The organism is Roseobacter cerffii, assembly GCF_054226325.1.
The window spans coordinates 2,881,417-2,904,613 of sequence record NZ_CM135757.1 but is presented as its reverse complement, the minus strand read 5'-3'; the positions used below and the strand labels follow the sequence as shown (position 1 = coordinate 2,904,613).

At 63.7% G+C, this 23,197-nt stretch carries 25 protein-coding genes and 1 tRNA gene; 13 read left to right on the top strand and 13 right to left on the bottom strand.

Annotation, left to right across the window (positions count from 1 at the left end):
* Positions 1–30 precede the first annotated feature (30 nt).
* The gene (locus ACVC7O_RS14105) at positions 31–978 is read right to left on the bottom strand and encodes an alpha/beta fold hydrolase (protein ID WP_458322751.1); all 948 of its coding nucleotides are present in this window, start codon (positions 976–978) and stop codon (positions 31–33) included.
* On the bottom strand, positions 978–1,268 hold the full coding sequence (locus tag ACVC7O_RS14100) for an SCP2 sterol-binding domain-containing protein (RefSeq protein WP_458322750.1): 291 nt from the start codon (positions 1,266–1,268) through the stop codon (positions 978–980). Before ACVC7O_RS14100 ends, ACVC7O_RS14105 begins: the two co-directional genes overlap by 1 nt.
* A gap of 75 nt (positions 1,269–1,343) precedes the next feature.
* Here ACVC7O_RS14100 and ACVC7O_RS14095 point away from each other — a divergent pair, with 75 nt between their 5' ends.
* From ACVC7O_RS14095 to ACVC7O_RS14075, 5 genes are all read left to right on the top strand, one after another.
* On the top strand, positions 1,344–1,901 hold the full coding sequence (locus ACVC7O_RS14095) for a tetratricopeptide repeat protein (protein ID WP_458322749.1): 558 nt from the start codon (positions 1,344–1,346) through the stop codon (positions 1,899–1,901).
* A 24-nt stretch (positions 1,902–1,925) separates the two neighbouring features.
* Positions 1,926–4,745 (top strand): helicase-related protein, encoded by a 2,820-nt coding sequence (locus tag ACVC7O_RS14090; RefSeq protein WP_458322748.1) that lies wholly within the window; start codon positions 1,926–1,928, stop codon positions 4,743–4,745.
* Positions 4,746–5,123 carry an RNA-binding S4 domain-containing protein gene (locus ACVC7O_RS14085; RefSeq protein ID WP_458322747.1) on the top strand — a complete coding sequence of 126 codons (378 nt, stop codon included), beginning with the start codon at positions 4,746–4,748 and terminating at the stop codon, positions 5,121–5,123.
* 52 nt (positions 5,124–5,175) lie between these two features.
* Positions 5,176–5,514, top strand: a complete 339-nt coding sequence (fdxA, locus tag ACVC7O_RS14080) for a ferredoxin FdxA (RefSeq protein ID WP_299678920.1) — start codon at positions 5,176–5,178, stop codon at positions 5,512–5,514.
* A gap of 283 nt (positions 5,515–5,797) precedes the next feature.
* On the top strand, positions 5,798–6,310 hold the full coding sequence (locus tag ACVC7O_RS14075; RefSeq protein WP_458322746.1) for a CarD family transcriptional regulator: 513 nt from the start codon (positions 5,798–5,800) through the stop codon (positions 6,308–6,310).
* Positions 6,311–6,360: 50 nt separating this feature from the next.
* Here the strand turns inward: ACVC7O_RS14075 and ACVC7O_RS14070 are convergent, their stop codons facing one another.
* A complete protein-coding gene (locus ACVC7O_RS14070; protein WP_458322745.1) occupies positions 6,361–7,122 on the bottom strand; it encodes an adenosylcobinamide-GDP ribazoletransferase in 762 nt (253 codons plus the stop codon).
* Between the two features lie 82 nt (positions 7,123–7,204).
* Here ACVC7O_RS14070 and cobT point away from each other — a divergent pair, with 82 nt between their 5' ends.
* On the top strand, positions 7,205–8,218 hold the full coding sequence (gene cobT, locus ACVC7O_RS14065) for a nicotinate-nucleotide--dimethylbenzimidazole phosphoribosyltransferase (RefSeq protein WP_458322744.1): 1,014 nt from the start codon (positions 7,205–7,207) through the stop codon (positions 8,216–8,218).
* Here the strand turns inward: cobT and ACVC7O_RS14060 are convergent, their stop codons facing one another.
* The gene (locus ACVC7O_RS14060) at positions 8,219–10,093 is read right to left on the bottom strand and encodes a monovalent cation:proton antiporter-2 (CPA2) family protein (protein ID WP_458322743.1); all 1,875 of its coding nucleotides are present in this window, start codon (positions 10,091–10,093) and stop codon (positions 8,219–8,221) included.
* Positions 10,094–10,117: 24 nt separating this feature from the next.
* Positions 10,118–10,573 carry an Lrp/AsnC family transcriptional regulator gene (locus ACVC7O_RS14055; protein ID WP_458322742.1) on the bottom strand — a complete coding sequence of 152 codons (456 nt, stop codon included), beginning with the start codon at positions 10,571–10,573 and terminating at the stop codon, positions 10,118–10,120.
* Between the two features lie 158 nt (positions 10,574–10,731).
* Between ACVC7O_RS14055 and hppD the strand changes: the two genes are divergently transcribed.
* Complete coding sequence (gene hppD, locus ACVC7O_RS14050) at positions 10,732–11,826, top strand: 4-hydroxyphenylpyruvate dioxygenase (RefSeq protein WP_458322741.1); 1,095 nt, start codon at positions 10,732–10,734, stop codon at positions 11,824–11,826.
* Positions 11,827–11,879: 53 nt separating this feature from the next.
* On the opposite strand, the gene ACVC7O_RS14045 is transcribed toward hppD, so the two are convergent.
* Positions 11,880–14,186, bottom strand: a complete 2,307-nt coding sequence (locus tag ACVC7O_RS14045) for a hypothetical protein (RefSeq protein ID WP_458322740.1) — start codon at positions 14,184–14,186, stop codon at positions 11,880–11,882.
* A 157-nt stretch (positions 14,187–14,343) separates the two neighbouring features.
* On the opposite strand from ACVC7O_RS14045, the gene ACVC7O_RS14040 reads away from it, so the two are divergent.
* On the top strand, positions 14,344–15,027 hold the full coding sequence (locus ACVC7O_RS14040; RefSeq protein ID WP_458322739.1) for an SIMPL domain-containing protein: 684 nt from the start codon (positions 14,344–14,346) through the stop codon (positions 15,025–15,027).
* Between the two features lie 67 nt (positions 15,028–15,094).
* Here the strand turns inward: ACVC7O_RS14040 and ACVC7O_RS14035 are convergent, their stop codons facing one another.
* Both ACVC7O_RS14035 and ACVC7O_RS14030 read right to left on the bottom strand, forming a co-directional pair.
* Positions 15,095–16,387: an O-acetylhomoserine aminocarboxypropyltransferase/cysteine synthase family protein gene (locus ACVC7O_RS14035; RefSeq protein ID WP_458322738.1), complete on the bottom strand. Its 1,293-nt coding sequence runs from the start codon at positions 16,385–16,387 to the stop codon at positions 15,095–15,097.
* Positions 16,388–16,461: 74 nt separating this feature from the next.
* Positions 16,462–17,469, bottom strand: a complete 1,008-nt coding sequence (locus tag ACVC7O_RS14030; RefSeq protein ID WP_458322737.1) for a hypothetical protein — start codon at positions 17,467–17,469, stop codon at positions 16,462–16,464.
* 248 nt (positions 17,470–17,717) lie between these two features.
* Here ACVC7O_RS14030 and ACVC7O_RS14025 point away from each other — a divergent pair, with 248 nt between their 5' ends.
* Positions 17,718–18,116 (top strand): RidA family protein, encoded by a 399-nt coding sequence (locus tag ACVC7O_RS14025; protein ID WP_458322736.1) that lies wholly within the window; start codon positions 17,718–17,720, stop codon positions 18,114–18,116.
* A gap of 203 nt (positions 18,117–18,319) precedes the next feature.
* On the opposite strand, the gene ACVC7O_RS14020 is transcribed toward ACVC7O_RS14025, so the two are convergent.
* Positions 18,320–18,403, bottom strand: a tRNA-Tyr gene (locus ACVC7O_RS14020).
* 112 nt (positions 18,404–18,515) lie between these two features.
* On the opposite strand from ACVC7O_RS14020, the gene rlmB reads away from it, so the two are divergent.
* The 3 genes from rlmB to ACVC7O_RS14005 all read left to right on the top strand — a co-directional run bounded on the left by rlmB (position 18,516) and on the right by ACVC7O_RS14005 (position 20,316).
* Complete coding sequence (gene rlmB, locus ACVC7O_RS14015) at positions 18,516–19,292, top strand: 23S rRNA (guanosine(2251)-2'-O)-methyltransferase RlmB (protein WP_458326097.1); 777 nt, start codon at positions 18,516–18,518, stop codon at positions 19,290–19,292.
* A 24-nt stretch (positions 19,293–19,316) separates the two neighbouring features.
* Complete coding sequence (locus ACVC7O_RS14010; protein ID WP_458322735.1) at positions 19,317–19,631, top strand: hypothetical protein; 315 nt, start codon at positions 19,317–19,319, stop codon at positions 19,629–19,631.
* A gap of 217 nt (positions 19,632–19,848) precedes the next feature.
* The gene (locus tag ACVC7O_RS14005) at positions 19,849–20,316 is read left to right on the top strand and encodes a CoA-binding protein (RefSeq protein ID WP_458322734.1); all 468 of its coding nucleotides are present in this window, start codon (positions 19,849–19,851) and stop codon (positions 20,314–20,316) included.
* A 54-nt stretch (positions 20,317–20,370) separates the two neighbouring features.
* On the opposite strand, the gene ACVC7O_RS14000 is transcribed toward ACVC7O_RS14005, so the two are convergent.
* From ACVC7O_RS14000 to hisA, 4 genes are read right to left on the bottom strand one after another with little or no spacing between them, the layout of a single operon-like run.
* Entirely contained in the window at positions 20,371–20,682 is a 312-nt protein-coding gene (locus ACVC7O_RS14000) for a phosphoribosyl-ATP diphosphatase (RefSeq protein WP_458322733.1), read from the bottom strand.
* A complete protein-coding gene (hisF, locus tag ACVC7O_RS13995) occupies positions 20,679–21,440 on the bottom strand; it encodes an imidazole glycerol phosphate synthase subunit HisF (protein WP_458322732.1) in 762 nt (253 codons plus the stop codon). The genes ACVC7O_RS14000 and hisF overlap by 4 nt, the downstream gene beginning before the upstream one ends.
* Positions 21,441–21,442: 2 nt before the next feature.
* Positions 21,443–21,919: a DUF2867 domain-containing protein gene (locus ACVC7O_RS13990; protein WP_458322731.1), complete on the bottom strand. Its 477-nt coding sequence runs from the start codon at positions 21,917–21,919 to the stop codon at positions 21,443–21,445.
* Between the two features lie 3 nt (positions 21,920–21,922).
* Positions 21,923–22,645: a 1-(5-phosphoribosyl)-5-[(5-phosphoribosylamino)methylideneamino]imidazole-4-carboxamide isomerase gene (hisA, locus tag ACVC7O_RS13985; RefSeq protein ID WP_458322730.1), complete on the bottom strand. Its 723-nt coding sequence runs from the start codon at positions 22,643–22,645 to the stop codon at positions 21,923–21,925.
* 143 nt (positions 22,646–22,788) lie between these two features.
* Here hisA and ACVC7O_RS13980 point away from each other — a divergent pair, with 143 nt between their 5' ends.
* Positions 22,789–23,175: a DUF2147 domain-containing protein gene (locus ACVC7O_RS13980; protein WP_458322729.1), complete on the top strand. Its 387-nt coding sequence runs from the start codon at positions 22,789–22,791 to the stop codon at positions 23,173–23,175.
* Positions 23,176–23,197: the final 22 nt, after the last annotated feature.

Genomic DNA, 23,197 nt, shown 5'->3' with positions numbered 1-23,197 from the left:
CTTAGCCGCCCCAGCCGATTTGCCCAGATGTCAGCCGTGACCGCCGCTGAGAAAGAGCGCGGCAATCTGATCGAAGAGCGGCCCGGCCACCGCGTCGCTTTCCATCAGCACCTCATGCTCGCCCTCCTCGACCAACTCGAGGGAGCCGCGGGTCCAAGCGGCCATGCGCGCCTGAATGGCCGAGACCTCGACGATACGCTCGTTGGTGCCGACGAAGGTGAGGCAGGGCAGATTGGGCGAGGGGCGGCTGGCCAGATGGCGCGTCTCCTGCAGGGCTTCGCGCAGCCAGACGAAACTCGGGCCACCCAGGGCGAGCTCCGGATGCGTCTCGAGCTGTTGCCGCATCAGCTCGAACTGCTCCGGATCGCGCGTCAGCAGGTTCCCTTCGAACCCATCCGTCAGCACGTGATGCTCGATCTTGGTGCCGGGAGGCAACCGGTCGCCGCGGCCCACGCGCGGCATCACGTGGCTCAGCACCCAGGCGACAGGCCGCAGATGCGGCGCGAGCTTGATGCCCCACATTGGCCCGGTGAAGGCTGTCGCTTGAACCGACAGCCCCTCCATCGCCGCGCGCAGCCCGATGGCACCCCCCATGGAGTGTGCGAGCAGGAAAAACGGGCGGGGCATCTCGAGCGTCCGTGCCGCCCGCACCATCGCATCGACGTCTTTCTGATAGTCCGGGAACCGCGCCACATGGCCGATCAGCGGGTTGTCGAGCAGCCGGTCGGCAAGCCCCTGACCGCGCCAGTCGATGGCCATGCTGGCAAAGCCGCGCTGCGCCAGCTGCGCCGCGCAGATATCATATTTCTCGATGAACTCCGTGCGCCCCGGGAAGATCAGCACCGTGCCCTTGGCGTCAGCCTTACGCCACTGCCCAAGGCGTATGCGGTGCCCATCAGACGTCTGCACCCAATGCGCGACACCGCCGGGGGCTCCGAAGGCGATGTCGCTGAGAAAGGGCGCAGACGTGAGGCTCATCAGGCCAGCGCAGAGGCCAGTTGCATCGCCATGCCCATATCGCCGTCGACGCTCAGCTTGCCGGTCATGAAGGCGCTGGTGGGGTTGGTGTCACCATCCAGGATCGATTTAAAGGTCTCTGCATCGGCAGAGAGCGTCACATCCGCGGCCTCATCGCCCGCACGCGCGCCGCTGCTGTCCATCATGACACAGCCTTCGCCCGCAATATCGAATTTCGCGGTGCCGCCGAAGTCGGAGCCTGCCAGTTTTTCGTTCAACGCGGCCACGGCCTCGTTCACAATATCGCTCATCTTTACGCCCTTTTGGCTTTGCGGCAGGCGAGGGGTCTGGAATTGCCCACGCTGCCTGTTACATTCAGAGATGTTATGGCGATGAAACTCTATTTCCTCAAACATGTCGTTACGGCATTTGTCGCAGCGCTGGTTTTTGCGGCACCTGTGTCGGCACAGCAATCCGAGGAGGCGCTTTTGCAGCAATTGCAGGAGGCGCCGGAATCCGAAGCCACCCGGCTCGACCGGGAGCTTTCGCTGATCTGGGACAACTCGGGCTCTCCCTCAATGAACCTCCTGTTGAAACGCGGGCGGGACGCGTTGAAAGAGGAAGAAACCGAGACAGCCATTGATCATCTGACCGCGCTGACCGATCACGCGCCACAGTTCGCCGAAGGTTGGCATGCGCGGGCGACGGCCTTCTACCAGGCCGGTCTCTACGGCCCTGCGCTCGATGATCTGGAACGCGCGCTGGCGTTGAACCCCAACAACTACAACGCCATCTTCGGGCTTGGCGTCATGTTGCAGGAGTTCGGCGATCTCGACCGCGCGGCGCAGGCCTTCGACCGGGTTCTGGCCTTGAACCCGCATCATGAGAACGCCAAATCTGCCATGGAGCAGCTCAAGCGGAGCGGCATCGGCCGCACGCTCTAAGCACCGGACACGAAGGACAGCGCCGTGACAGGTGACAAGCGGGTTGTGGCCGTTCTGGGCCCCACCAACACAGGCAAAACCACCTATGCCATAGAGCGGATGCTGGGCCACCGGACCGGTGTGATCGGCTTGCCGCTGCGGCTGCTCGCGCGCGAGGTCTACGACCGGGTCGTGGCGGCGCGCGGGCCGTCCGTCGTGGCCCTGGTCACGGGCGAGGAGCGGATCGTGCCGCCGCGCACGCAGTACTGGGTCTGCACGGTCGAGGCGATGCCCGAGGGCATGGGCTGCGATTTCCTCGCCGTGGATGAGATCCAGCTCTGTGCCGATCCCGAGCGTGGTCATGTCTTCACCGACCGTCTGATGCGCGCGCGGGGCCTGCATGAGACGCTTTTTTTGGGCTCGGATACCATGCGCGGGCCCATTCGGGCGCTGGTGCCGCAGGCGCAGTTCATCCAGCGCGAGCGCATGTCTGATTTGACCTACATAGGTGCGAAAAAGATAAGCCGGATGAAGCCGCGTAGCGCCATCGTCGGGTTTTCGGTTGAAAATGTCTATGCGATTGCCGAACTCATCCGCCGCCAGAAGGGCGGCGCGGCCGTTGTCATGGGCGCGCTCAGTCCACGCACACGCAACGCGCAGGTCGACATGTACCAGAACGGTGAGGTCGACTATCTGGTGGCCACCGATGCCATCGGCATGGGCCTGAACCTCGACGTGGATCATGTGGCCTTTTCCGCGCTTGCCAAGTTTGACGGGCGGCGAATGCGGCCGCTGGCGCCGAACGAGTTGGCGCAGATCGCAGGCCGGGCGGGTCGCGGCATGAAAAACGGGACCTTTGGCGTGACCGGCGATGCCGCGCCGCTGGACGAGGGCGTCGCCGAGGCCATCACCTCGCACCGTTTCACACCGATCAAGAAGCTCAACTGGCGCAACCATGCGCTTCAGTTCGGCTCCATCGACCGCTTGATCTCGACGCTTGAGGCAAGCCCGGACCACGAGATGCTGGTCAAGGCGCGCGAGGCAGATGATCTGAGCGCGCTGAAGGCCTTGGCCCAGGATGCCGAGATCACTGCGCGCTGCACTGATGGGCCTTCGATCCGACTGCTCTGGGATGTCTGCCGCATTCCGGACTTCCGCGGGATCAGCCACGCGGAACATGCGAGCCTGCTGGAGGCGATTTTCAACCACCTGCACGAACGGGGGCAAATTCCCGACAACTGGCTGGCGCAACAAATTCACCGAATTGATCGAACCGATGGCGACATTGATGCGTTATCCAAGAGATTGGCGTTTATCCGCACGTGGACATATGTCGCGCAGCGCAAGGGCTGGACCGGCGACGAAACCCATTGGCGAGAGGAAGCGCGTTCTGTAGAAGACCGATTGTCAGACGCGCTGCACGAGCGGCTGACCCAAAGATTTGTAGACCGGCGCACATCCGTGCTTTTGCGCCGGCTCGGCCAGAAGGAAGCCATGGTGGCAGACGTATCGAATACCGGCGAAGTGACCGTCGAAGGTGAATTTGTAGGGCGGCTGGAAGGGTTCCGCTTCAGCCAGGACAAGGGCGCGACGGGTGCGGAGGCCAAAACTATCAAGTCGGCGGCGCTTCAGGCGCTGGCGCCCCAGTTCCATCTGCGCGCCGACCGGTTCTACAACGCGCCGGACACCGAGATCGACTTCACCGAGCAGGGTGGCCTCGTCTGGGGCAAGGATGCGGTCGGCAAGCTGACCGCCGGGCCGGATGCGCTGAAGCCGCAGGTTGAGGTGTTCGTCGACGATGTCGCGGGCCCCGAAGTCGCGCAAAAGGTGCAACGGCGCCTGCAGCATTTCATTGACCGCAAGATTGCAGCACTTTTCGAGCCGCTGATGAACCTCAGCCGGGACGAAACACTCACGGGCCTCGCGCGTGGGTTTGCCTTCCAGATGGTGGAAGCGCTCGGCGTCCTGCCGCGGTCTGCCGTGGCCGATGAGGTCAAGGCGCTCGACCAGGACGCCCGCGGTGCCCTGCGTAAGCACGGCATCCGCTTCGGCCAGTTCACCATCTTCATGCCGCTTTTGCTGAAACCCGCGCCGACCCGATTGCGCCTCGTGCTCTGGTCGCTGTCGAAGGGGCTGAGCGATTTCCCCGAAGCGCCGCCGCCTGGTCTGGTGACCATTCCGGCAGATGCGAATGCGCCTCAGGGTGCCGACACGATGTCTGGCTACCGGATGGCGGGAGAGCGGGCGATCCGCATCGACATGCTCGAACGTCTGGCCGATATGCTGCGCGGTGAGAACTCACGCGCAGGGTTTGAGGCGACCGCCGATATGCTCTCAATCACCGGCATGACCTTGGAGCAGTTCGCCGACCTGATGCAGGGTTTGGGCTATAAGGCCGAGAAGGGCGAGCGCGAAAAAGTCAAACCGGTTGATGCCGTGGTGGCGGATGCACCGGTACCGGCAGAGGATGCACCAGTCATGGATCAGGCGGAAGCCGCCGCTGCAACGGCAGGCGCCATCCCTGAGGCAGCCGAGACCGACGGCGGCGTGCCGGAAACACCGGCCGATGAGACCCCAATCGGAACAGCACCGGATGCCGAGGAGGCTGGCCCCGAGGTCGAGGTCTTCTATACGTTCACCTGGGGGCGTCCGCCGCGTGCGGCTGGCGGTGCGGGCCGGAAACAGGGCGGCGAGCGTCCAAAGGCCAAAGGCAAACCGGGTGGCAAGGGCAAGCGCGGTGGCCCTCGTGGCGACAAAGACAAGGGCGCGCAGAAGTTCTCGGCACGTCCTCCGAAGTCGGAAAAGAAGATCGATCCGGACAACCCCTTCGCCGCGGCACTCATGGGGCTCAAGGACACCAAGTGATTGGCTGAAAAACTCCGTCTCGACAAATGGCTCTGGCATGCGCGGTTTTTCAAGACGCGCTCGCTGGCGGCCACGCGGGTCGCGGCGGGGGATGTCCGGGTCAACGGCACCCGCACTGAAAAACGCAGCCAGATGGTGGGCCCGGACGACGTTCTGACCTTCGCCCAGGGCGATCACATTAGAGTGATCCGCATCAACGCCATCGGCACACGCCGCGGCCCGGCCACGGAAGCGCAAACCCTCTATACCGATCTGTCCCCGCCCGAGGCGAAAACCCGGAAAACGGCCCCCGAAAACCCCGCGTTTGAAGGAAAAGGTCGCCCCACCAAGAAGGATCGTCGTATCCTTGATCTTTCTAAGGCCCGCTCCCTTGAATGATCGGGTTGGCTCATTTAGCTAACCTTGTGAGATTGGGGATAAAGAGGGTCCGATGACCTATATCGTGAACGACAGCTGTATTGCCTGCAAATACACCGACTGTGTCGAGGTCTGTCCGGTGGATTGCTTCTATGAGGGCGAGAACATGCTGGTCATTCACCCCGACGAATGCATCGATTGCGGTGTCTGCGAGCCTGAGTGCCCGGCAGATGCGATCCGCCCGGATACCGAGCCGGATATGGAGAAATGGGTCGAGTTCAACCGGAAATACTCCGAGATGTGGCCCGTGATCATCACCAAGAAAGACCCGCTCCCCAATGCTGATGAGCGCGATGGTGAGACTGGAAAGCTCGAAAAATACTTCTCCGAGGCTCCTGGAGAGGGCGGATAAGGGCCGATTCGAGGCGTTTTTCAGTGAGATACGGGCCTTAACCGGCTTGTTTTGCGATGTTTTTCGCCATTTGACGCAGGGTTCGCTTTTTTGCAGCGCTTTTTTGTGTTATATTCTCGTCACAAAGTAGTAACGGGACCGCTCATCGCCGCGCGTGGCAGAGGACGCCGGCACAGAAAATTCGAACCAGTCACACTCGGACGCGCGGCCGAAAGGTCAACGCTCAGTGTGACTTTGACTGTCGAACGCCAGGACCAGAGTGCCCAGTTGTAAGGAATGCTGAATGACCAAATCGAAAAAACTTGATTTCCGTCCGAACGAGTTTGTTGTCTATCCCGCGCATGGCGTGGGCCAAATCCTTTCGATCGAGGAGCAGGAAGTTGCGGGGATCTCGCTGGAGCTCTTCGTGATCTCGTTCGAGAAGGACAAGATGACACTGCGGGTGCCAACGCACAAGGCGACGGAGATCGGGATGCGGGCGCTGAGTTCCCCGGATGTGATCGGCCATGCGATGAAGACGCTGAAGGGCAAGGCCAAGGTCAAGCGGGCCATGTGGTCGCGCCGGGCGCAGGAATACGAGCAAAAGATCAACTCGGGCGACCTGATCGCGATTGCTGAGGTTGTGCGCGATTTGCACCGCACCGACGATCAGCGCGAGCAGAGCTATTCGGAGCGGCAACTTTATGAAGCCGCACTCGAGCGCCTGACCCGCGAGGTCGCTGCCGTGAGCGGTGGGGACGAGTTGGCTGCGGCCAAGCAGGTGGGTGATGTGCTGGAAAGCCGCGTCGCAGCCTGACCCAGCGTTTCTGAAAGCGAGAACAACCGCGCCTCACCGGCGCGGTTTTTTCATGTGAGCAGCAGGATGAAGGCCGCCAGCGTACAAAGCTCACCGAGTTGCTGCGCAGCACCCAACACATCGCCTGTCTGCCCACCGATCTTCGCCCGCGCGAGCGTTCCCACCAGAGCTGCGACCGCAAGGCCCGCGAGCAGGCCGCCGATGGCCGCGCCACCCACGCACAGACCTGCGATCACCAGGGCAATCCCCAACCCCAAGACCGCCGTTGGCGCATCAGGCCGCCCGACGCTCTTTGACAGCCCATCGTCGCGCGCATGGGGCAGCGCGGCCATCAGGCAGGGCATTGCCGCCCGCGACAGGGCGGCGGCAGCGATCACCGGTAGAACGCCCAAGGGCAAAAGAGCTGCATAGGCACTCCACCGCAAGCCCGTGATCAGGATCAGCGCGAGAATGCCATAGGTGCCGGTCTGGCTGTCACGCATGATCTCAAGCCGCCGCGCTGGCTCGAACCCACCCCAGAACCCGTCTGCGGTGTCCCCAAGGCCGTCTTCATGCATCGCCCCGGTGAGCAGCACCAACGTGATGAGCAGCACACCGGCGGCGAAGACTGCGGGCAGACCCAGCGCGAGACACAGCGCCGCGGCACAGGCGGCACCCGCGCCCAATACAGCGCCTGCAATCGGATAAGCCCAGGAGGCCTGGGCGCCGCGCGCAAAGGCGGTCTCGGGCAGGCGGGGCAGCGGCATTCGGCTGAGCAGCGTGGCCGCCAGCAGGATGTCGGTGACCCAGAACGGCAAACTGTCGGTTTTCATGGCTGGATCGGTCGTTCCTGACTTGTCGGTGCCTGCCCATTGGGTAATCAGGTGCACGCAAGGTTACAACCGAGGGACACCCATGACAGCAGCTTTTTCCGACATGGCCGGGTTCCGGGCGCTCTTGGCCGCGCAGCCGGGCGTCGATGATGTCGCGGTTTCCGCGGCGACCGAGCGGAACGGGCAGCTGACCAAGCCACCGGGGGCGCTGGGGCGGCTCGAAGACTTGGCGATCTGGTACGCGGGGTGGCGCGGGACCGCGCGGCCAACGGTCGAAAACCCGCAGGTCATTGTTTTTGCCGGTAACCACGGGGTCGCCGCGCAGGGTGTCTCGGCCTTCCCGCCAGAGGTGACCGCGCAGATGGTCCTGAACTTCCAGCACGGCGGGGCCGCGATCAATCAATTGGCCAGGACATTCGGCGCGCAGCTCGATGTTCACGCCTTGTCTTTGGACAGGCCCACGGCAGATTTCACGCAAGAGGCGACCATGAGCGAGGCGGAGTTGGTCACCGCGCTATCAACGGGCTGGTCTGCGGTCGACGCCCGGGCCGATGTGCTCGTGGTCGGTGAGATGGGGATCGGCAACACGACCTCTGCCGCCGCACTTGCCGCGGCACTGCTGGGTGGCGACGCCTCGGAATGGGCCGGGCGCGGCACGGGCGTCGATGATGCGGGGCTTGCGATCAAGACCCGTGTGGTGACCGAAGGTGTGGCACGGCACGGCGGACAGGGGGACGGGCTGGAGACGCTGCGCCGTCTGGGCGGGCGCGAGTTGGCCGCGATGGCGGGCGCCATTGCGCGCGCGCGCAGCCTGCGCATTCCCGTGCTGCTGGATGGCTTCATCTGCACCGCTGCCGCGTTGACATTAGAGAGGACTCAACCGGGCGCGCTTGATCATTGCGCAGCAAGCCACCTGAGCGCCGAACATGCCCATGGTCGCCTGCTCGATGCACTTGGCAAGACGCCCCTGATGTCGCTGGATCTGCGGTTGGGCGAGGGCTCTGGCGCGGCGCTGTCGCTGGGCCTGCTGAAAGGCGCGGTCGCCTGCCTCAGTGGTATGGCAACCTTTGCCGAGGCGGGCGTATCCGACGCCTGATCAGGCGCGCTTCTGCTCGGAATCGCGGCTGAGGATGGCGGTCTCCAGCTCCTTCTGCAGCTCCTTCGCACGCGCCAGATAGGCCGGGTTCTGGCTGGCGGGCACCTCCGGGTCCCAAAGCTGCGCCAACTCCTGCACCGAATAGCGGTCGTGGTGGTAGAAAATCTTCTCTGCCTCCGCCGCTTCAAACTCGCTCAAGCCGATGTTTTCCAGCACATAACGCCCGGCTCGTAGCGAGCTGTCAAAGAGCTCGCGCACGATGTCATCGGCCCCCGCCTGATAGAGACGGTAGACATGGGTCCGGTCCCGTGCGCGCGCGACGATGTGCAGGTCAGGCCGCAGTTTCCGCGCATAGGTCACCAGTTTGATGGCCGCCTCCGGATCATCGAGTGCCACAACCAGCACCCGCGCATCTTGCAGCCCCGCTGCGCGCAGGATGTCGGGGCGGGTCGGATCGCCGAGGAACCCCTTGAAGCCAAAGCGCCGCATCACCGCGATGGTCTCCATGTCGTGGTCGAGAACCACCGTGTTGAACCCATTGGCCTGCACCAGCCGGTTCACGATCTGACCAAACCGTCCGATGCCCGCAATGATCACCGGCCCTTCGATGTCGATCTCGTCCTCTTCGTGCTGCTCGACCGTTTCCGGCGCGCGTTTCGAGAGGTAGTCGTAGATGATGAACAAAAGTGGTGTGATCAGCATCGAGATGGAGATGACCAGCAGCAGCGTCTCGGCCACGCCGCGCGGGATCACACCCTGCACGACGGAGAAGGAGACCAGCACGAAGCCGAATTCACCCGCCTGGGCCAGGGCCAGCGTGAAGAGCCAGTGGTCCTTGCCCCTGAGCTTGAAGGCCCGCCCGAGGAAGAACAGGATCACGCCCTTGATCAGGATGACCAGCAGGGCCATTCCGACGATATTGAAGACATTGTCGAAGAGCAGGGTGAAATTGATCCCCGCACCCACGGTGATGAAGAAGAGGCCGAGCAGCAGCCCCTTGAAGGGCTCAAGGTCCGTCTCCAACTCGTGCCGGAACTCCGAGCTTGCCAGAACCACGCCCGCCAGAAATGCGCCGAGAGCAGGCGAGAGACCGACAAGGGTCATCAGAAAGGAGATGCCCACCACGATGAGCAGGGCAAGCGCGGTATACATCTCGCGCAGCCGCGCGGAGTGGATGTAGCGAAAGAGCGGGCGGGTCAGGAAGACGCCAGCGAAGATCACCGCTGCGATGGCAGCAATGGTCACGAGCGTGACGCCCCAACCGGGCAGGCCCTCAACCAGGGACATCGAGTGATGTGCCTTGTCATGCGCGTCCTCGCCACCCAGCTGGATCGAGCCGTCTTCTGCGATTTGGGCAGGCACGGTCGCCGCCAGAAGTGGCAGGAACGCGAGGATCGGGATGACCGCGATGTCCTGCGTCAGCAGCACCGAGAAGACCGAACGCCCGCCGCTGGTCTGCATCAGACCCTTCTCAGACAGGGTTTGCAGAACAATTGCCGTTGAGCTGAGTGACAGGGCCAGACCAATCGCCAAAGCCACACCCCAGGGCTGCTGATAGGCCATGGCAATCGCCATCAGAGCCAGCGCGCTGAGAATGATCTGCAGCCCGCCAAGCCCAATCAGCCGGTGCCGCATATCCCAGAGCGCGCGCGGTTCGAGCTCTAATCCGATCAGGAACAGCATCATCACCACGCCGAACTCGGCGAAATGTTGTAAGTCTTCGGTTTCCGAGCCCACAAGGCCCAAGAGCGGGCCGATGATGATGCCCGCCGCGAGATATCCCAGCACCGAACCCAGCCCAAGACGCGAGGCGAAGGGCACCGCGATTACCGCGGCCGCCAGATAGATCGAAGCCTGGAACAGGAAGCTATCCATGGCGGTGCGGTCTCCTCGTTGAGGTCATGTGGGCAAGGGCCCGTCGGATTTCAGTTGGTCCATGACGATCTGGCTATGCACGCGCGCCACCGCCGGATGCGGCAACAGGATCTCGTGGATCAGCGCATTGAGCGCAGGTAGATCAGCGCAGTACACTCGCAACAGATAGTCCGCATCGCCGGTCATTGTCCATGCGCTGGTAATCTCCGGCCGAGTGTTGACCAGCCGCGCAAAGCTCTGGGAGTTTTCCGGGCCATGGGTGCCCAGGTGCACCTGGACGAACCCCTGCACCTGCAGCCCAAGGCGCGCGGGATCGAGGCGCGCCACATAGGCCCGAATGTAGCCTGCGCTCTCCAGCCGTTGACGGCGGCGCCCGGCCTGGCTGGGCGAGAGGTGCAGCAACTCTCCAAGCTGCTGCGCAGTCAGATGCGCATCGCGTTGCAGCGCTTGCAACAGGCGGGTGTCCGTCTCGTCCAGCATGATGCGTCCTTTTTCGGAAGAACACGGTTATCCTGCGGGATTTGCGCATAACTGACCAGCGTTGCGACCGGATTCGCACAGAATTAACGGTCCGAATGCCATATTTTAGGCAGAAGACCGCTGACTGAACCGACTCACAAACCGCATTGGAGGCCAGAATGGGTCCTTTTCCGCATGACGCCCCGAAATCCACCATTACCTCCGAGAATCCCGTGGGGACCGATGGGTTTGAATTCGTCGAGTTCGCGCATCCCGAGCCGCAAGAGCTGCGCGATCTTTTTGCCCGCATGGGGTATGCGCATGTGGCGACCCACAAGAGCAAGCAGATTGAGCTCTGGCAGCAGGGCGATATCACTTATGTGCTGAATGCCGAGCCGAAGAGCTTTGGTGCGCGCTTTGTCGCCGAGCATGGACCGTGTGCCCCATCGATGGGCTGGCGTGTGGTGGATGCTCGCCAAGCCTTTGACCATGCGGTGGCGAAGGGGGCTGAGCCCTATGTTGGCGATGACAAGGTGCTCGATGTTCCCGCGATCATCGGCATCGGCGGTTCGCTGCTCTATTTCATCGATCAGTACTATGACACGAGCCCCTACAATGAGGAGTACGATTGGATTGCACGGTCCAAACCCGCGGGCGTGGGGTTCTACTATCTCGATCACCTGACGCACAATGTGCACAAGGGGAACATGGACAAGTGGTTCCGCTTCTATGGCGATCTGTTCAACTTCCGCGAAATCCGGTTCTTCGACATCGAGGGGAAATATACCGGGCTGCTGAGCCGCGCGCTGACCTCGCCCTGCGGGCGCATCCGCATCCCGATCAACGAAGACCGGGGCGAGACGGGGCAGATCGTGTCTTACCTCAAGAAATACAATGGCGAAGGCATCCAGCATATCGCGGTGGGCGCGCGGGACATCTATGACAGCACGGATGAGATTGCCGCGCGCGGGCTCAAGTTCATGCCGGGCCCGCCCGACACCTACTACGCGCTGAGCCACGACCGGGTTGCGGGCCATGAGGAGCCGCTCGACCGGATGAAGAAACACGGCATCCTGATCGATGGCGAAGGTGTCGTCGATGGGGGCGAGACCAAGATCTTGTTGCAGATCTTCTCCAAAACCGTGATCGGACCGATCTTCTTCGAGTTCATTCAGCGCAAGGGCGATGATGGCTTTGGCGAGGGGAACTTCAAGGCGCTGTTCGAGAGCATCGAGCAGGAACAGATCAACAGCGGAGAGCTGGCGGCAGAGTAGGGGCGGCCTGAAAGCCCACCCCACCTGCTGGTGAAGCGGGGCTCCCGCCGCTGTCAGCCTTTGGGCATCTTGAGAACGATATTGCGTCCGCGTCGCTGGTAGCGCAGCTCGCCTTCGCCGATGGCGGAGACGCGGCCACCGTCGATCCGGTCTCCAACCTGGACTTTCTTGTAGCGGCCGTTTGACAGGCGGACCAACGCGCGCCGCGCAGAGGGTGTGCCGTAGACCCCGATCAGGTTGACCTTGCGCAGGTTGATCGCGTTGCGCAGCGTTGCTTCGCGCGCGACGGATGCGCTCGACGGGATTTGCGGGGCAACGGCGCGCGGGGCGGGGGCAGCGATGCTCGCCGCACCCACGGCGGCAGCGGAGGCTGCGGTTTGCTGGGCACGTGCCACGATCTGGTTGAAGTTGCTGGGCCGTGCGTCCGGCCGCAGCGAGGCTGCGAGGGCAAGACGGCTGTTGCTGGCCTCAATGCTGACCGAGCCTGTGTCATCGAGAGGCACAAGGCTCGCGCTGGCCGCACTCGCCACCACGGCGGGTGGTGTCGGGCGCACGGGTGGGCGCAGTTCGGCAAGCTCGTCGCGGGTCAGCCCATCGAGCACGGCGCGTTCGGTGTTCTCAATGAGATCCGCGGGGCGCGTGCGGGGCCGATACTCCGCGAACTCGGTCTGGATCGGGCTTAATGCGACTGTGTCTTCCGCGTCGCGGCTCGGAAAGGCCGTGGGGCGCAGCGGTGGCGCACCTGCAAAAATCTTGACGCCATCAGGGTTCAGCGTGCCATCCGCGCTGGCCACGACGAGCCCGCGATCATCGAGCGCAAAGGTCGTTCCTGCCGCAGCGGGCGAGCCTGGCGCGTCAAAAAGCACATCGCGGTCGAATGACGCGACATCGGGCAGGGCCACGGCGTCAAAGGCGGGCTCAATGGGGTCAATGCTGGTGACATAGAGATCTTCGATATCGACCTGCGGGCCGGGCGTAGGCACGTCGGGCGCTTGCGGCCAGATGCCCGTCACCGCGTATGAGGCACGCAGTTCTTCGGTGCTGAGGCTGTCCGGCGCGTCGGTGACCAGCGGCGTGCGCAGCGCGTCGAGCACCGCGGCATCTTCATCGCTGAGACCGGGTTGCAGCGATGCGAGATCCTGCTCGGAACTTCCGGTGTCCTCTGGCGACTGCACAGGCGGCGCCACTTCGATCGCCGTGATTTCAGGGCCTTCGGGCGCGCTGCGTCCGGTCCAGCCCGCAACCGTGTCCTGCAGGCTGCCAAAGGACCAGGTGCCGAGCCCGGCCAATACCACGACAAGGGCCGCGGTCATGCCGAGCGGCAAGCGCTTGGCGCCCGCTGCTTCCGGCGCGCTGTTGCGCGCGCCGAACACGGTCATGCGCTCGGCCTCATTGCGCACCTTTGGTGTCACAGGGCCCGCCGCAGGGACTGGCGCGCGCACCGATCTCGGTTTGCTGGGCGGCTTCGGCACAAAGGGTTCGGCCGGCTCCGCAAACCCCTGCAGAGGCTGGGGCTGTTCGACCGCCGGCTCATAGATCGGCGGCACCGGCGTGTCGGATGTGCGGCGGCTGGCAAAAGACGGGGTCACCACGTCCACGTCACGCGGCGGCAACGTCGGATCGGTCACGCCCGCTGGCGGCACGCTATCCGCGCGCAGGCTCGCCAGCGCTTCATCCAGCGTGCTTTGCGCTTCGACTTCGGGGGCACCACGGGCCGACTTGAAGGCGGGCGCGGGCGTGTCCACCGGGTCGGGCGCCTCGACCACGGGTGCGCTCTCTGCAACCTCGGCCACGGGGCCGTCGGTCTCTTCGACGGCGCCCACAAGAGCGATTGCCTCGGCGTCCGGCTCGACCGTCTGTCCGGGCTGAAGCAGGGCGCGTGTGCCCTGGGCCGGTCCGAAATAGGGCTCGCCCGCGAAGGGGTTATCACCGGGAATGGCCACGAAACTAACGGGATGAAAGCGATGTTCGGTGGCGAATTCCTCCGCCTCCTGCAACGTCTCAAGCGCCACCGCGGCGACCTGCGTGGTCCCGCCCACCTGCACCACGTCGAAGGCCAGGTCTTCCACCGGATAGGGCGTCGCGTCGCTCAAAGCCTCGCGCGCGGCATCGCGGGCCTCCGACAGGCTGAGCCCCGCTGTGTCGAGCGTCAGATAGCGGATCTGTTCGTTCGGGATCACCAATTTGCAGCGCAGCCCATTCGGTGCCAGGGCCGTGCCGGTCTTGCGCAGCGCCGCGAGTTCGGCTGTCAGATCGTCCGCCTCCGGCGAAACTTCGCCGACCACGCGCCAGCCGCCGGTGACGCGATGCAACAGGCGAATGCTCTCGAACGAAAGAGACAGCGCGAAGTTTGGTTTCATGTCGTGGGTTTACCAGTCATGATAGAGCTTGCACAGATGGTTCCGACGCGGGTGAAGCATACAGCAGGTCTTTGCCGAGGAAAAGTAAACGGGGCGTTAACCGCTTGCTCCGCAGGAACCGCCTGTATCAGATGCCGCTGCAATCAGGAGAATAACGATGAGATATGTTTTGAACGCACTGCTGGCGGTGATCCTCGTGGCCGGGGTCGCCGTGGCGGAGGAGGACCGGGTGATCACCGTCACAGGGATCGGTTCGGTCGAGACGGTGCCTGACATGGCGATGCTGCGCCTCGGCGTCACGCACCAGGCCAAGCAGGCCGCGGATGCCATGGCCGCCACGACCGAAGGGGTCGCTGCCGTCCTCGGTCGCTTGGAAGAGGCCGGCATCGATGCGCGCGACATGCAGACAGACCAGCTCTCGCTGCAGCCGGTCTGGTCAGATTACAACTCGAATGACCGCCGGATCACCGGCTTCGTGGCCAGCAACATGCTGATGGTGCGCGTGCGCGATCTCGATGCGCTTGGGCGTGTGCTTGACCTCGTGATCACCGATGGTGCGAACTCCTTCAACGGGCTGTCCTTCGGCCTGCAGGAGCCCAAACCCGCCCAGGATGCGGCACGCGCTGCAGCCGTGGCCGATGCGTTGGATCGCGCCCAACAGCTTGCCGAGGCGGCCGGCGTGACCCTGGGCCCGATCCAGAGCATCAGCGAGCAGGGAGGCGCGCCCCGGCCGCAGATGATGGAGATGGCGACAGCCCGGATGGCCGCGGATGTGCCGATTGCGCAGGGCGAGGTCTCGGTGGCTGCGGAGGTGAACATCGTCTTTGCGATTGCCGAGTGACCCTGGCCCCAGACCAAACGAAAAAGGGCGCCCCGGTGGCGCCCTTTTGCATAGCGGCCTGACCAGGTCAGCTTGTCGCTTTGGATAGCGCCTGATCGAGGTCCGCGATCAAATCCTGCGCGTTTTCCGTGCCGATGGAAATCCGGACGACACCCGGCCCGGCGCCCGCCGCTTCCTGCTGCTCGGCCGTCAACTGCCGGTGGGTCGTCGAGGCGGAGTGGATCACAAGGCTGCGCGTATCGCCGAGGTTGGCCACATGGCTGAAAATCTCCAACGCGTTCACGAATTTCACGCATGAGTCGTAGCCGCCCTTGATCGCAAAGGTGAAAAGCCCGCCCGCGCCGCGCGGACAGATCTTCTTCACCCGGTCGAAATAAGGCGAGGATTTCAGCCCCGCATAGGTCACATACTCGACCCGCGGGTCCTTCTCGAGCCAGCCCGCCACGGCTTCCGCGTTCTCCACGTGCTTCTCCATGCGCAGGCTGAGCGTCTCGGTGCCCATCAGCGTGTAATGCGCCGCCTGCGGGTTCATGGTGAGCCCGAGGTCTCGCAGCCCGATGGCGATGGAGTGGAAGGTGAAGGCCAGCGGCCCAAACGTCTCGTGGAACTTCAGCCCGTGATAGGCGGGCTCGGGCTCGCTCAATGACGGGAACTTGTCATTCGCCGACCAGTCGAATTTGCCCGAATCCACAACGCAACCGCCTGTCACGGTGCCATTGCCCGTGAGGTACTTCGTGGTCGAATGCACCACCAGCGTCGCGCCATGCTCGATAGGACGGCAGAGATAGGGCGTGGCCGAGGTGTTATCGACGATCAGCGGAATGCCCGCGGCATCCGAGATTTTCGAGATCGCATCGAGGTCCGTAATGTAGCCGCCTGGGTTGGCAATGGCTTCACAGAAAACCGCCCGCGTATCGTCATTGATCGCTGCCTTGACCGCATCAAGGTCGTCGAAATCAACGAAGGTGCACTCCCAACCGAAGCGCTTGATCGTATGGCTGAACTGCGTGACCGTGCCGCCATAGAGCCTAGTGGACGCCACAATGTTCTTGCCTGGGCTCATCAGCGGAAAGAGCGCCATGATCTGTGCCGCGTGACCCGAGGAGCAGCAGGCCGCCCCCACGCCGCCCTCAAGCGTCGCGATCCGCTCCTGCAGCACCGCGACCGTCGGGTTGGTCAGCCGCGAATAGATGAAGCCCACTTCCTGCAGATTAAACAGCGCGGCGGCATGATCCGCATCCCGGAAGACATAGGCGGTCGTCTGGTAAATCGGCGTCTGCCGGGCACCGGTGGCCGGGTCGGGCCGCGCGCCTGCGTGGATCTGCAGCGTGTCGAAGCCATAATCGGGGCCATCTGTCATTGGGGTTCCTCCTGAGGACGTGTTTTGCCGGTATCGTTAGGCCAAGCCCGTCAGGCATACAAGGGCAGGGCGCCTCAGCGCATCCAGAAGCCGTTGGATTTGATGCGGTTTCTGATCGCCTGTTCGCGCCGCGGCAGGTGGTCCTGATCAAAGAGCGCGCGCACTTTTGCGCCGCGGCCCTGGTAGACCATGCGCTTGATCGGCTCATGCGCTTTCAGCACCTTTTTCAGCTTGTTCGGCGCTGTGATCTCTTCGAGCACCTTGATCACGTGATCGCCCTCCCGGGCGTAGAGCAGCGGAAAATGCCGGTAGTGGCAGCTCACCGAGCCGTCTAGCAACCCGGGCGGCAGCGTGTCGCGCCCGCCGCCAAGCGCGTGGATCACCAGCGGCAGCGCGATCTGGTCGAGCCACGGATAAAGCTCCTGTGCACAAAGCGCCTGCGGAGGATCGTCGCGGATGGCAACCGCGTAATCCTCGAAGAGAGCCCCAAACTCCCGGGGACAGCGATAGAAGAAATAGCCCGCATTGAAATAGAGATAGCGCTTCCAATACTCATCCGGCTCGCTCAGATCGAGCGAGCTGTCGAAGTCCAGCCCGAACTTGTCATAGAGCGACGTCCAAAGCGCCGCATAGCCCGGGCCGTAAAGCTCGGGTTTCGGCCAGGTGCCCTCGCGGCGCAACGAGGCGGACGGGCGGTCGAAATCAAAGGGCACGCTCATCAGGTCGCCGGTGATCAGCGTGTCGGTGTCGAAAAAGACGAAAGGCTCGTTTTCCGGCAGCGCGCGCAGCATCTCGATCTTGTTGCCATGCGGATAGGCGGCGCCGAAATGCCGGGCCTCGAAGGGGACAACCTCGGCCTCAAGGGCCTGCAACAGCTCCAGCGCGGCGCGGTCCGAGATGCGCGGGTCCCCGGGCCAGAGTGGGCCCGGCTGCGGCTCGGCGATCAGCAGGCGGCCTTTGAAATCCGGGGTCATATGGCGCAGCGACGCCGCAAAGAGCAGCGCCTCATAGGTCAGCCGCCCCTTTTGAGCGACGATCACAACGTTGAATCTGCCGTGGGATGTCTCAGCCGTCTCGGCCATCTGCGCCTGTCTGTCTGCTGTGTTGTGCAACTATAGGGTCAAGTGACCTGTGGCAAAAGCGCTTTGAACACCGTGAGTTTACGGATCGGCTGGACTTATGGCCGCGCGCCCTGGTGCGCTTGCGAACAGGGCAAACGGGGCGTCTGTCCATAAGCCCTGCTTCTGTCGGCACGGGCGGTTTTGATTGGTTCGGTGGTGCCGTGCATCGCTAGGGTCCGGGCGCCACCTCAGCAACAAGGACACTCCCCATGCTCACCAGACTGACCCCTGATACCGTGCGCCCCGTCCGGCCGCCGTTTGCGGGCATCTACACCCACGGCACCCAACTTGACGCGCCCAGCCGGTTGATCGCGCTGTCAGGGCAGATCGGTATCCCGCTGGACGGGCCGACACCATCAGACTTTGCAGCCCAGTGCCATCAGGCGATGGATCATGTGGAGGCCCTGCTGGCTGCCAGCGACATGACTCTGTCCGACATCCTGCGCGTGACCTATTACCTGACACGAGCCGAAGACCTGCCGCAGCTGTCAACGATCCGCCAGAGCCGCTGGCACAGCGAGACACCGCCTGCAGTCACAACACTGGTCGTGGCCGCCCTCGCGAGTCCGGAGCTCCTGGTCGAGATCGAGGTGCTCGCTGGCGTCTGATGTCCTTTGGCTCCGCCGTACGACCTGTTGAAGAAAAACGGTGAGAGCGGACCTCAATTCGAACCAGGCGTGCGTCTCCGCGAGGGAACCGCAGGTGGCCGCTGCCACTGCCGTTGAGCGCAGGATCGATCCGGGGGATCGATCGGTGCCCGCAGGCGCGTCGGCTTGAGCTTGTAGCCACGTTACAACTTGAGGGAGTGAGATGGTGGGCGACCCTGGAATCGAACCAGGCGTGCGTCTCCGCGAGGGAGTTACAGTCCCCTGCCACACCTTGCGGCCTGTCGCCCACGCCGCGAGGTCAGTTGCACCCGCGGTGAAGGCGTGATTACAAGCGGTGCTGAGAGGCGTCAAGGCGAAATCACATGCTTTTTCGACGCCGCAAACCATGGGGCCGCCATGATGAAAAAACCCAAGTGGGTTGTCCAGAAAGAGCAGGACAAGAAGGCGCGAGGTCAGGAGACGGTGTGGCTCTTTGGGCTGCACGCGGTCCGCGATGCGCTGCTCAACCCGGCGCGCAGGAGGCTGCGGCTGATCGTGACGCTGAATGCGCAGGGCAAGCTGGCCGAGGCCATCGCCGAAAGCGGGATGACACCCGAGGTTGTCGATCCGCGCAAGTTCTCCGCACCGCTAGATCCCGGATCGGTGCATCAGGGCGCAGCGCTGGAGGTCAAGCCGCTCGACTGGGGGTCTTTGGAGCAGGTGTGCATCGGGCCTGCCGCGCCGCGCGTGGTGATGCTAGACCGGGTGACAGATCCGCACAATGTGGGCGCGATCCTGCGCTCGGCGGAGGTGTTGGGGGCATCGGCGGTGATCGGCACGCGGCATCATTCCGCACCCGAGACCGGGGCGCTGGCCAAGACCGCGAGCGGGGCGCTGGAGCGGCAGCCCTATGTGCGGGTGCGCAACCTTGCCGATGCCATCGCGGAGCTGCAGCGCATGGGGTACCTTGTCCTTGGGCTCGATGGCGCGGCGAGCGAGACCATCGAGGCCGCACTCGAAGGCAAGCGCGATCGGCCCGTGGCGCTGGTGCTGGGCGCCGAGGGTCCGGGCCTGCGCGCCAAGACCAAGGAGACGGTGGATGCGCTGGTGCGGATCGACGCGGGAGGCGGATTTGGCTCGCTCAACGTCTCGAATGCCGCCGCAATCGCCTTATATGCATCTAAACCCCCGGCCTGACGCGCGGCGGGTGAGGGGACAGGAATGGCTCATACGACGAAGATCGCAACCTGCTGTTACTGCGGCACCCGTGCAGCGCTGGTTCTGGGGCGCAATCGGCATGAGCTGGCCTGTTCAAGCTGCGGCGCGCCTCTGCATGAGCTCAAGCGCCTGCCGCAGGAACATCCGGGCAAGACCGAGCTGGTGCGCCCCTCGGCGGTGCGGAAGACCTATGCCGATGAGCCCTATCGAAAGCACAGGAAGCCGAAGAAGCGCCGCAAGACCTACAAGAAGCGCAAGGGGCTGATGCGGCATCTGATGGAAGAAGCCTTTGATGTCATCGAAGACATCTTTGACTAAAGATCGGCGGCTTTTGGCCACAGAAATTAAGGTTTCGTTCACAGATTTGCGAGACAGTCTGGATTAGCACGCGTGCGTGCTTACTTAAGTGTCATGTCGAAAGGCTCGGAACGCCTTTTGATTTCATGACTGTCCCTCGTTCCGTACCTCTTCGCGCCCTTTGCTTTTTAGCATCGGGCGCCTTTTTTTCGGCCCTGGGCTCCGCTAGGAGGGGAGGGTGACCTATTCCGATGACCTGCTTCGCTCGATTCTGACCCGCACGCGGCGCATTGCGGTGGTGGGTGTGTCGATGAACCCGGTGCGCCCGAGCTACTATGTGGCACGCTATCTCGATCTTAAGGGCTTTGAGGTGGTGCCGGTGAACCCGGGTCATGCCGGACAGATGCTGTTCGGGCGCGAGGTGCGTGCCACGCTGTCGGACATCGAGGGCGCCGTGGACATGGTCGACATCTTCCGACGGTCGGAGGCTGTGCCGCAGATTGTCGATGAAGCGCTGGAGCGGTTTGCGGATTTGCAGACGATCTGGATGCAGATCGGTGTTTCGCACGCCGAGGCCGCCGCCAAGGCGGAGGCGCGCGGGGTGACCGTGGTGCAGAACCGGTGCCCCAAGATCGAGTATCAGCGGCTCTATGGTGAGCTGCGCATGGGCGGCTTCGCGACAGGCGTGATTTCCAGCAAACTCTGAGGGTGTCGGGCGGCTCTGTTTGGCCATGTGGCCAAAGGCGCCCGCCCGCCGACCCTAGCTGTCGCGCGCCGCTTTTTCCGACAGACCCGATTGGCCCTGGCGGCGCTGCAGTTCCGCCAGCACATCGTCAAGGCGCACGTCAGAGGCCGCGAGCATCACCAGCAGATGATAAAGCACATCGGCGGCCTCGGACGTGAGCCGCGCCTTGTCGCCCTTGATCGCTTCGATGATGGCCTCGATGGCCTCTTCACCGAACTTCTCGGCGCATTTCTCGGGGCCTTTCGCGAGCAGCTGGGCGGTCCAGCTGATCTCGGGATCAGCCGTCTTGCGCGCTTCGATGGTGATGAAGAGATCGTGCAGGGTCATGTCAGCCTCATCGGGATGCCTGCTGCGGCCATGTGCCGTTTTGCCTCGGCGATGGTGTAGTCGCCGAAGTGGAAGATCGAGGCGGCGAGCACAGCGGAGGCGCCGCCTTCGGTCACGCCTTCGACCAGGTGATCCAGCGTCCCGACACCGCCGGAAGCAATAACGGGCACCGAGACGGCCTCGGAAATGGCGCGTGTGAGCGGCAGGTTGAAGCCTGCGCGCGTGCCGTCGCGGTCCATGGAGGTCAGCAGGATTTCCCCAGCCCCCTTCGCGGTGACCGTCCGCGCGAACTCAACGGCATCAATGCCGGTGGGTTTGCGCCCGCCGTGGGTGAAGATCTCCCATTTGCCCGGGCTGACGGTCTTGGCATCGATGGCGACAACGATGCACTGGCTGCCAAACTGATCCGCGGCCTCTGCCACCACATCCGGCTTGGCGACGGCGGCAGAGTTGAAGGACACCTTGTCGGCCCCGGCCAATAGGAGTGCCCGTACATCCGCCGTGGTGCGCACGCCGCCGCCCACGGTCAGCGGGATATAGCAGTGCTCGGCGGTGCGGGTGACCACGTCGAACATGGTGGCGCGGTTCTCGTGGGTTGCGGTGATGTCGAGAAAGCAGAGCTCATCAGCGCCGGCCGCATCATAGGCGATGGCCGCATCGACCGGGTCGCCCGCATCGCGCAGGTCGACGAAGTTCACGCCTTTCACCACGCGGCCCTCGGCCACATCAAGGCAGGGGATGATCCGGGTCTTCAGCATGCTCAGGCGGCTCCGGCCAGAGGGCCCGCGCGGGCGATGCGGGCCAGGGCATTGCGGGCAATGGCGATGTGGAACGGCATGATCGCGGCGAGATAGGCGCGCCCGCCAATGTTATGCGCATGCACCCAGGTGGCGAGCGACACGCGCCCCTGCGCGCTGTGCACGCTCACGCGGAATTCGAGGTGCTTGTCGTTGAAGCCCGCGATCACCTCGGTGTCGCTTGTTTGCTCGATCGGGAAAGGCCCGAGCTTTTCCGCGTCGCCCGTACCTTCGTTCAGCAAGCCAAAGGGCGCCACCAGTACGCTGCGCAAGGCGACCAGCGCCTTGGCCCAGCCCGGAAATTCCACGATGATCTGCGCCGCCGTCAGCGCGGGCAGGGTGCTTGATACCTGGTAACAGTCGAGGAAATCCCCTGGCGCCACATAGCTGTGCAAACGGCTGTCGTGCGGCAGGTCGGTTTTGATCACGGCAGGGGCCATCCCTTACCCTTTCAGTGCTGCGAGTGCCTCGGCGAGGTCGATGGCGCCATCATAGAGCGCGCGGCCCGAGATTGCGCCGTTCAAATCTGCGCCACAATCGCGCAGGGCAATGAGGTCATCGAGCGAGGAGACACCGCCCGAGGCAATCACCGGGATCGAGACCGCCTGCGCGAGCGCCGCCGTTGCCGCGATATTGGGCCCGCCCATCGCACCATCGCGCAGGATGTCGGTGTAGATGATCGCGGCCACGCCCGCGTCCTCGAAGGACTTTGCGAGGTCAGTGACCTGCACATCGGTCTCCTCCGCCCAGCCCTTTGTGGCCACAAACCCGTTGCGCGCGTCGATGCCAACGGCCACATGGGTCGGGAAGGTCCGCGCCGCCTCGCGCACGAGGTCGGGGTTTTCCACCGCTACGGTGCCGAGGATCACCCGGCTCAGCCCCTTCTCCAGCCACATCTCGATGGTGGCCATATCGCGGATCCCACCGCCCAGCTGAACCGGCACCGTACACTCGCGCAAGATGGCGCGCACGGGCTCGGCGTTGACGGGCGCGCCTTCGAAAGCGCCGTTGAGGTCCACCAGATGCAACCACTCACAGCCCGCCTCCACGAAGCTGCGCGCCTGTGCGGCAGGGTCGTCGTTGAAGACGGTGGCGCGGTCCATATCACCGTGCAACAGGCGCACGGCCTGCCCGTCTTTGAGGTCGATGGCGGGATAGAGGATCATACGCAGCCTGCCTTTTGATGATGCGCCCGGGCGTTCGGTGCGTCTCTTGCACGGTTTGCGGCGGATTTGCAACGCGACGCAGGGTCATGCTTGCGCCGCTTCGCAGGCCGCGCCAACTCTGCGAGCCAATCAGGGAGGACCAGATGAAAAAACCGATGACACTTGCCGCAGCGCTGATGCTCGCCGCCGGGCTCGCGCAGGCCGATCCGATCGAGGGCACATGGCGGACCGAGCCAGATGACGGCGCCTATGCGCTGGTCAATATCGCGCCCTGTGGGGCTAACTTTTGCGGCACCATTGACCGCACATTCAATGCGGAAGGTGAGTATGCCTCGCAGAACATCGGCAAGACGCTTGTCATTGACATGGCCCCCGAGGGCGCGGGCAAGTACCGCGGCAAGGTCTGGCGTCCCTCGAACAACAAGATCTACCTCGGCAAGATCGACCTCAACGGCGACAGCATGCGGCTGTCGGGCTGCGTCGCAGGCGGGCTGATCTGCTCGAAGCAGACCTGGGCGCGCGTTCAGTGACGGGGTGGCTCTGCGGTCCCAG

What these genes read in the sequence shown, in the direction of transcription:
- ACVC7O_RS14045 (WP_458322740.1), bottom strand. Translation starts at nt 14,186, where the DNA reads ATGAAACCAAACTTCGCGCTGTCTCTTTCGTTCGAGAGCATTCGCCTG.
- ACVC7O_RS14030 (WP_458322737.1), bottom strand. Translation starts at nt 17,469, where the DNA reads ATGGCCGAGACGGCTGAGACATCCCACGGCAGATTCAACGTTGTGATC.
- hisA (WP_458322730.1), bottom strand. Translation starts at nt 22,645, where the DNA reads ATGATCCTCTATCCCGCCATCGACCTCAAAGACGGGCAGGCCGTGCGC.
- rlmB (WP_458326097.1), top strand. Translation starts at nt 18,516, where the DNA reads ATGAAAAAACCCAAGTGGGTTGTCCAGAAAGAGCAGGACAAGAAGGCG.
- ACVC7O_RS14025 (WP_458322736.1), top strand. Translation starts at nt 17,718, where the DNA reads ATGCTCACCAGACTGACCCCTGATACCGTGCGCCCCGTCCGGCCGCCG.
- ACVC7O_RS14055 (WP_458322742.1), bottom strand. Translation starts at nt 10,573, where the DNA reads ATGCTGGACGAGACGGACACCCGCCTGTTGCAAGCGCTGCAACGCGAT.
- ACVC7O_RS13990 (WP_458322731.1), bottom strand. Translation starts at nt 21,919, where the DNA reads ATGGCCCCTGCCGTGATCAAAACCGACCTGCCGCACGACAGCCGTTTG.
- ACVC7O_RS14075 (WP_458322746.1), top strand. Translation starts at nt 5,798, where the DNA reads ATGACCAAATCGAAAAAACTTGATTTCCGTCCGAACGAGTTTGTTGTC.
- ACVC7O_RS14070 (WP_458322745.1), bottom strand. Translation starts at nt 7,122, where the DNA reads ATGAAAACCGACAGTTTGCCGTTCTGGGTCACCGACATCCTGCTGGCG.
- ACVC7O_RS14035 (WP_458322738.1), bottom strand. Translation starts at nt 16,387, where the DNA reads ATGACAGATGGCCCCGATTATGGCTTCGACACGCTGCAGATCCACGCA.
- ACVC7O_RS14040 (WP_458322739.1), top strand. Translation starts at nt 14,344, where the DNA reads ATGAGATATGTTTTGAACGCACTGCTGGCGGTGATCCTCGTGGCCGGG.
- ACVC7O_RS14095 (WP_458322749.1), top strand. Translation starts at nt 1,344, where the DNA reads ATGGCGATGAAACTCTATTTCCTCAAACATGTCGTTACGGCATTTGTC.
- ACVC7O_RS14000 (WP_458322733.1), bottom strand. Translation starts at nt 20,682, where the DNA reads ATGACCCTGCACGATCTCTTCATCACCATCGAAGCGCGCAAGACGGCT.
- ACVC7O_RS14100 (WP_458322750.1), bottom strand. Translation starts at nt 1,268, where the DNA reads ATGAGCGATATTGTGAACGAGGCCGTGGCCGCGTTGAACGAAAAACTG.
- hppD (WP_458322741.1), top strand. Translation starts at nt 10,732, where the DNA reads ATGGGTCCTTTTCCGCATGACGCCCCGAAATCCACCATTACCTCCGAG.
- ACVC7O_RS13980 (WP_458322729.1), top strand. Translation starts at nt 22,789, where the DNA reads ATGAAAAAACCGATGACACTTGCCGCAGCGCTGATGCTCGCCGCCGGG.
- cobT (WP_458322744.1), top strand. Translation starts at nt 7,205, where the DNA reads ATGACAGCAGCTTTTTCCGACATGGCCGGGTTCCGGGCGCTCTTGGCC.
- ACVC7O_RS14105 (WP_458322751.1), bottom strand. Translation starts at nt 978, where the DNA reads ATGAGCCTCACGTCTGCGCCCTTTCTCAGCGACATCGCCTTCGGAGCC.
- ACVC7O_RS14010 (WP_458322735.1), top strand. Translation starts at nt 19,317, where the DNA reads ATGGCTCATACGACGAAGATCGCAACCTGCTGTTACTGCGGCACCCGT.
- fdxA (WP_299678920.1), top strand. Translation starts at nt 5,176, where the DNA reads ATGACCTATATCGTGAACGACAGCTGTATTGCCTGCAAATACACCGAC.
- hisF (WP_458322732.1), bottom strand. Translation starts at nt 21,440, where the DNA reads ATGCTGAAGACCCGGATCATCCCCTGCCTTGATGTGGCCGAGGGCCGC.
- ACVC7O_RS14060 (WP_458322743.1), bottom strand. Translation starts at nt 10,093, where the DNA reads ATGGATAGCTTCCTGTTCCAGGCTTCGATCTATCTGGCGGCCGCGGTA.